We start from the raw sequence: 2019 nt of genomic DNA, 5'->3' as shown, positions 1-2019 counted from the left end.
ACCATAAACCATGTAACAATCAATATAAAAGAACAACATATGTCACAGTTTTGGAGATATTATTTTTATTCTCTCTCTGGTAATGGTATTAAATAATCCCTTTTTTCTTGTAGGTTTCCATAATGAAATTAGTTCGTATTGACATACAAAACTTTAGAGGTATTTCTTCTGCCTCTATCAATCTCGAAAACTTTACAACCTTAATAGGTTCTAATAACATTGGTAAATCAACCATACTTAAAGCGATAAAAATACTTGTTGATACAACTAATCCAACGTCTGAAGATTGGCCATTTCGTACACCCAGTAATGAAGAAATGATCATCACAGGAGTTTTTTCCGACATACAAGATTGCGAGCAAAATAAACCAGCCATTTCTAATCTAATTCATGAAGGGAAACTCAGTATTCGAGTTAGAGCTAAATGGGATCATGACAATGGATGTATAGGTCTTCCTTGTTATGAAGCATTTTATTGCAAAGAAGATATAGAGGACTATACAACGTCTATAACCGCCGCAAGAAATATTCCGTGGTTGCTAAACATCATAAATGAACTTAATTGTAATAATGCTAAAAGCTACAAGGAAATGCAAAGTGACATTATTGGATTAATAAAACAAAGGCATCCGGAAAAAGTTTCATCTAATTTATGCTGGACTTCTGAAGGCATTAACTTTAAGAATAGCTTACAGCAAGCTCTACCGCATGTATTATATATACCAGCATGTTTTAAAATTGAGGACGATCTTAAATCACAGAAAGGCACACCTTTTGGATTTTTATTTTCTAATAGAGTTTATCCAGTACTACAGTCTGACCCATCTTTCACCCAATATACTGCCTCGCTTGACCTATTGCACAAGAAGATGAAAGGTGAAGTTGATGGTGAAGTTATTGAAGGATTGCATGAATTAATGGAGTCTATTACTGAATCTCTTAATCAGGTGATGGACTTAAAATCTAAGGTAAAATTAAGCCTAACTGAAATTGACATTAATTCTGCTTTAATGAAGGCAGCAACATTAGTCATTGAAGATAAACTTGAAACTCAACTTGAATATCAGGGTAGTGGAGTTCAACGAGCTTTGGCTTATGCTTTACTTGAATCTAATGCTTTATTCGAAGTCAATACGTCTCAAAGATCAACAATTATTCTTTATGAAGAACCTGAGCTATATATACATCCACATTTGATGCGATTACTGAGAGATAAACTTAGAGAAAAATCAACAAATGCCTCTTGCCAAGTTATCGTTAGTACACATTCACCATTCTTAATTGATATTGCAGAAAACCCATCGTCTCTAAAATTAATTAAGGATACTAATGACGGCACTAGAACGGTTCATGAAATAGATGATACAATTTTCCATGTAGATGAACATTATAATGAAAGGGAAATGTTACGAGCGGCATTAGATTTTCATCCTACCGTCTGTGAAGCATTTTTCGCTAAAAGAGTAGTCGTAGTTGAGGGAGATACAGAAGTAGCAATACTTAGGTTTGCTTCAGAACTATGCGACAAATTCGGTATCTCAAAAAATTTAGTAAAAGATACAACTATTGTTTCTGCTGGAGGGAAATGGACAATCCCAGCCATAGTGAGAATTCTTTCAAAACTCAATATTCCATTTAAAGTTGTTCATGATACTGATAGAAAAGGAATGTCCGAAGAAGAATTACGTAACATATCACCAATAAACGCATTTCGTGCAAATGCGAAGATTGAAAATATAGTTGGTGCCGAAAGAGTATTCCGAGTAGATGATACATTTGAACATTTACTATGGGATCCAATGATTGATGGAAATGCACCTTCAGATGGAGGAAAACCTTTCAATGCCTGGAAAAGAATACGTGATTACTTAGAAGGTAGTGTTATATTACAACCAAACTGTGAAACTAAACTCAGGAATGTAATTAGATTCATTTATGAGTAGTTATTAAATTCATATATGCCAGTACTAGTACTGGCACATAATATAATAAATATAATTTGATAATTATACATTATAT

1 protein-coding gene is annotated in these 2019 nt (G+C 33.4%); it reads left to right on the top strand.

Annotated elements, in window-relative coordinates:
* Nucleotides 1–122 precede the first annotated feature (122 nt).
* Entirely contained in the window at nt 123–1943 is a 1821-nt protein-coding gene (locus HEN21_RS22390) for an ATP-dependent nuclease (protein WP_000780215.1), read from the top strand.
* The last annotated feature ends 76 nt before the right edge of the window (nt 1944–2019 follow it).

It is taken from the genome of Escherichia sp. 93.1518, from assembly GCF_013368915.2.
Taxonomy (GTDB): domain Bacteria; phylum Pseudomonadota; class Gammaproteobacteria; order Enterobacterales; family Enterobacteriaceae; genus Escherichia; species Escherichia ruysiae.
Note: the sequence above shows the minus strand (reverse complement) of the source record. Positions and strands in the feature narration are given on the sequence as shown.